1 tRNA gene and 3 rRNA genes are annotated in these 5,047 nt (G+C 49.3%); all 4 read right to left on the minus strand.

The annotated features are described in order from the left end of the window. A 5S ribosomal RNA gene (gene rrf, locus PCY16_RS11175) occupies positions 1-116 on the minus strand. Between the two features lie 83 nt (positions 117-199). Next, positions 200-3,099: ribosomal RNA gene (locus PCY16_RS11180) — 23S ribosomal RNA — on the minus strand. A 146-nt stretch (positions 3,100-3,245) separates the two neighbouring features. Further along, positions 3,246-3,318 (minus strand) — tRNA-Ala (locus PCY16_RS11185). A gap of 54 nt (positions 3,319-3,372) precedes the next feature. Then, positions 3,373-4,920, minus strand: a 16S ribosomal RNA gene (locus PCY16_RS11190). The 16S, 23S and 5S rRNA genes sit together here with 1 tRNA gene alongside, the layout of an rRNA operon. Between the last annotated feature and the right edge of the window lie 127 nt (positions 4,921-5,047).

Raw genomic sequence — 5,047 nt, forward strand, 5'->3', positions numbered from 1 at the left:
GCTAAGCGACTACCGTATCTAACAGGGGGCAACCCCCAACTACATCAGGCGTACTAGGGCTTAACTTCTGTGTTCGGCATGGGAACAGGTGTATCTCCTAGGCTATCGTCACTTAACTCTGAGTATTCTCAACTCAAAATTGAATATCTATACTGTATCAAGAAACCAAATCGTTGTCAATATGTCTCAGTTACTTTCTTTGGATAAGTCCTCGAGCTATTAGTATTAGTCCGCTACATGTGTCACCACACTTCCACTTCTAACCTATCAACCTGATCATCTCTCAGGGCTCTTACTGATATAAAATCATGGGAAATCTCATCTTGAGGTGGGCTTCACACTTAGATGCTTTCAGCGTTTATCCCTTCCCTACATAGCTACCCAGCGATGCTCTTGGCAGAACAACTGGTACACCAGCGGTAAGTCCACTCTGGTCCTCTCGTACTAGGAGCAGATCCTCTCAAATTTCCTACGCCCGCGACGGATAGGGACCGAACTGTCTCACGACGTTCTGAACCCAGCTCGCGTGCCGCTTTAATGGGCGAACAGCCCAACCCTTGGGACCGACTACAGCCCCAGGATGCGACGAGCCGACATCGAGGTGCCAAACCTCCCCGTCGATGTGAACTCTTGGGGGAGATAAGCCTGTTATCCCCAGGGTAGCTTTTATCCGTTGAGCGATGGCCCTTCCATGCGGAACCACCGGATCACTAAGCCCGACTTTCGTCCCTGCTCGAGTTGTAGCTCTCGCAGTCAAGCTCCCTTATACCTTTACACTCTGCGAATGATTTCCAACCATTCTGAGGGAACCTTTGGGCGCCTCCGTTACCTTTTAGGAGGCGACCGCCCCAGTCAAACTGCCCGTCAGACACTGTCTCCGATAGGGATAACCTATCTGGGTTAGAGTAGCCATAACACAAGGGTAGTATCCCAACAACGCCTCACTCGAAACTGGCGTCCCGAGGTCATAGGCTCCTACCTATCCTGTACATGTGGTACAGATACTCAATATCAAACTGCAGTAAAGCTCCATGGGGTCTTTCCGTCCTGTCGCGGGTAACCTGCATCTTCACAGGTACTAAAATTTCACCGAGTCTCTCGTTGAGACAGTGCCCAAATCATTACGCCTTTCGTGCGGGTCGGAACTTACCCGACAAGGAATTTCGCTACCTTAGGACCGTTATAGTTACGGCCGCCGTTTACTGGGGCTTCAATTCATACCTTCGCTTACGCTAAGCACTCCTCTTAACCTTCCAGCACCGGGCAGGCGTCACCCCCTATACATCATCTTACGATTTAGCAGAGAGCTGTGTTTTTGATAAACAGTTGCTTGGGCCTATTCACTGCGGCTGACCATAAGTCAGCGCCCCTTCTCCCGAAGTTACGGGGCCATTTTGCCGAGTTCCTTAACGAGAGTTCTCTCGCTCACCTGAGGCTACTCGCCTCGACTACCTGTGTCGGTTTGCGGTACGGGTAGAGTATAATTAACGCTAGAAGCTTTTCTTGGCAGTGTGACATCACTAACTTCGCTACTAAACTTCGCTCCCCATCACAGCTCAATGTTATAGATATAAGCATTTGACTCATATCACACCTCACTGCTTGGCCAGACACTTCCAATCGTCTGGTTTAGTTAGCCTACTGCGTCCCTCCATCACTATATACTCTAGTACAGGAATATCAACCTGTTGTCCATCGGATACACCTTTCGGTCTCTCCTTAGGTCCCGACTAACCCAGGGCGGACGAGCCTTCCCCTGGAAACCTTAGTCTTACGGTGGACAGGATTCTCACCTGTCTTTCGCTACTCATACCGGCATTCTCACTTCTATGCGCTCCAGCACTCCTCACGGTACACCTTCTTCGCACATAGAACGCTCTCCTACCATACCTATAAAGGTATCCACAGCTTCGGTAATATGTTTTAGCCCCGGTACATTTTCGGCGCAGGGTCACTCGACTAGTGAGCTATTACGCACTCTTTGAATGAATAGCTGCTTCTAAGCTAACATCCTAGTTGTCTGTGCAACCCCACATCCTTTTCCACTTAACATATATTTTGGGACCTTAGCTGGTGGTCTGGGCTGTTTCCCTTTCGACTACGGATCTTAGCACTCGCAGTCTGACTGCCGATTATATCTCATTGGCATTCGGAGTTTATCTGAGATTGGTAATCCGGGATGGACCCCTCACCCAAACAGTGCTCTACCTCCAAGAGACTTAACATCGACGCTAGCCCTAAAGCTATTTCGGAGAGAACCAGCTATCTCCAAGTTCGTTTGGAATTTCTCCGCTACCCACAAGTCATCCAAGCACTTTTCAACGTGCCCTGGTTCGGTCCTCCAGTGAGTTTTACCTCACCTTCAACCTGCTCATGGGTAGGTCACATGGTTTCGGGTCTACGACATGATACTAATGCGCCCTATTAAGACTCGGTTTCCCTACGGCTCCGTCTCTTCAACTTAACCTCGCATCATATCGTAACTCGCCGGTTCATTCTACAAAAGGCACGCTCTCACCCATTAACGGGCTCGAACTTGTTGTAGGCACACGGTTTCAGGTTCTATTTCACTCCCCTCCCGGGGTGCTTTTCACCTTTCCCTCACGGTACTGGTTCACTATCGGTCACTAGAGAGTATTTAGGGTTGGGAGATGGTCCTCCCAGATTCCGACGAGATTTCTCGTGTCTCGCCGTACTCAGGATACTGCTAGGTATAAAGACTATTTCGAATACGAGGCTATTACTCTCTTTGGCCTACCTTCCCAGGTAGTTCTTCTATAGTCTTTAAGTCCACGTTGCAGTCCTACAACCCCGAAGAGTAAACTCTTCGGTTTGCCCTCTTGCCGTTTCGCTCGCCGCTACTAAGGCAATCGCTTTTGCTTTCTCTTCCTGCAGCTACTTAGATGTTTCAGTTCACTGCGTCTTCCTCTACATTACCTTAACAGTAATGAGTGACAGGCATTACCTGCCGGGTTCCCCCATTCGGACATCTCTGGATCATTGCTCACTTACAGCTCCCCAAAGCATTTCGTCGTTAGTCACGTCCTTCATCGGCTTCTAGTGCCAAGGCATCCACCGTGCGCCCTTATTAACTTAACCTTATTTTGGTCTTTCGACCTAACTCATTAAATATTCACAGCGTTTCGGTTTATTTTCTTGTTACTATCTATATGTAATTAATTACATATGGAATTTGATATAGATATTCAATTTTCAATGGACAATACTTGAATCTTTCGATTCAATGGAGCCTAGCGGGATCGAACCGCTGACCTCCTGCGTGCAAAGCAGGCGCTCTCCCAGCTGAGCTAAGGCCCCACAAGACCTCTCAAAACTAAATAAGAAACTCAAGTACATTCCGTTTTTCCTTAGAAAGGAGGTGATCCAGCCGCACCTTCCGATACGGCTACCTTGTTACGACTTCACCCCAATCATCTATCCCACCTTAGGCGGCTGGCTCCAAAAGGTTACCTCACCGACTTCGGGTGTTACAAACTCTCGTGGTGTGACGGGCGGTGTGTACAAGGCCCGGGAACGTATTCACCGCGGCGTGCTGATCCGCGATTACTAGCGATTCCGACTTCATGTAGGCGAGTTGCAGCCTACAATCCGAACTGAGATTGGCTTTAAGAGATTAGCTTGCCGTCACCGACTCGCAACTCGTTGTACCAACCATTGTAGCACGTGTGTAGCCCAGGTCATAAGGGGCATGATGATTTGACGTCATCCCCACCTTCCTCCGGTTTATTACCGGCAGTCTCGCTAGAGTGCCCAACTGAATGATGGCAACTAACAATAGGGGTTGCGCTCGTTGCGGGACTTAACCCAACATCTCACGACACGAGCTGACGACAACCATGCACCACCTGTCACCGATGTACCGAAGTAACTTTCTATCTCTAGAAATAGCATCGGGATGTCAAGACCTGGTAAGGTTCTTCGCGTTGCTTCGAATTAAACCACATGCTCCACCGCTTGTGCGGGCCCCCGTCAATTCCTTTGAGTTTCAACCTTGCGGTCGTACTCCCCAGGCGGAGTGCTTAATGCGTTAGCTGCGGCACTGAATCCCGGAAAGGATCCAACACCTAGCACTCATCGTTTACGGCGTGGACTACCAGGGTATCTAATCCTGTTCGCTCCCCACGCTTTCGAGCCTCAGCGTCAGTTACAGACCAGAGAGCCGCTTTCGCCACCGGTGTTCCTCCATATATCTACGCATTTCACCGCTACACATGGAATTCCACTCTCCCCTTCTGCACTCAAGTTTGACAGTTTCCAAAGCGAACTATGGTTGAGCCACAGCCTTTAACTTCAGACTTATCAAACCGCCTGCGCTCGCTTTACGCCCAATAAATCCGGACAACGCTCGGGACCTACGTATTACCGCGGCTGCTGGCACGTAGTTAGCCGTCCCTTTCTGGTAAGCTACCGTCACAGTGTGAACTTTCCACTCTCACACTCGTTCTTGACTTACAACAGAGCTTTACGATCCGAAAACCTTCTTCACTCACGCGGCGTTGCTCGGTCAGGGTTGCCCCCATTGCCGAAGATTCCCTACTGCTGCCTCCCGTAGGAGTCTGGGCCGTGTCTCAGTCCCAGTGTGGCCGATCACCCTCTCAGGTCGGCTATGTATCGTCGCCTAGGTGAGCCGTTACCTCACCTACTAGCTAATACAACGCAGGTCCATCTTGTAGTGGAGCAATTGCCCCTTTCAAATAAATGACATGTGTCATCCATTGTTATGCGGTATTAGCTATCGTTTCCAATAGTTATCCCCCGCTACAAGGCAGGTTACCTACGCGTTACTCACCCGTTCGCAACTCATCCAAGAAGAGCAAGCTCCTCTCTTCAGCGTCCTACTTGCATGTATTAGGCACGCCGCCAGCGTTCGTCCTGAGCCAGGATCAAACTCTCATTAAAATCTTTAATAATTGTTCGAGCGTTAACTCATTACCGTCATCTGACGATTTATTCTTGTAAATTGACAGGTTATAATTTCTTCTATCATAACCCTGCACTTGGTTTCTTATTCAGTTCTCAAAGGTCT

The organism is Streptococcus sp. SS4, assembly GCF_030440125.1.
In the GTDB taxonomy this organism is placed as follows: Bacteria; Bacillota; Bacilli; order Lactobacillales; family Streptococcaceae; genus Streptococcus.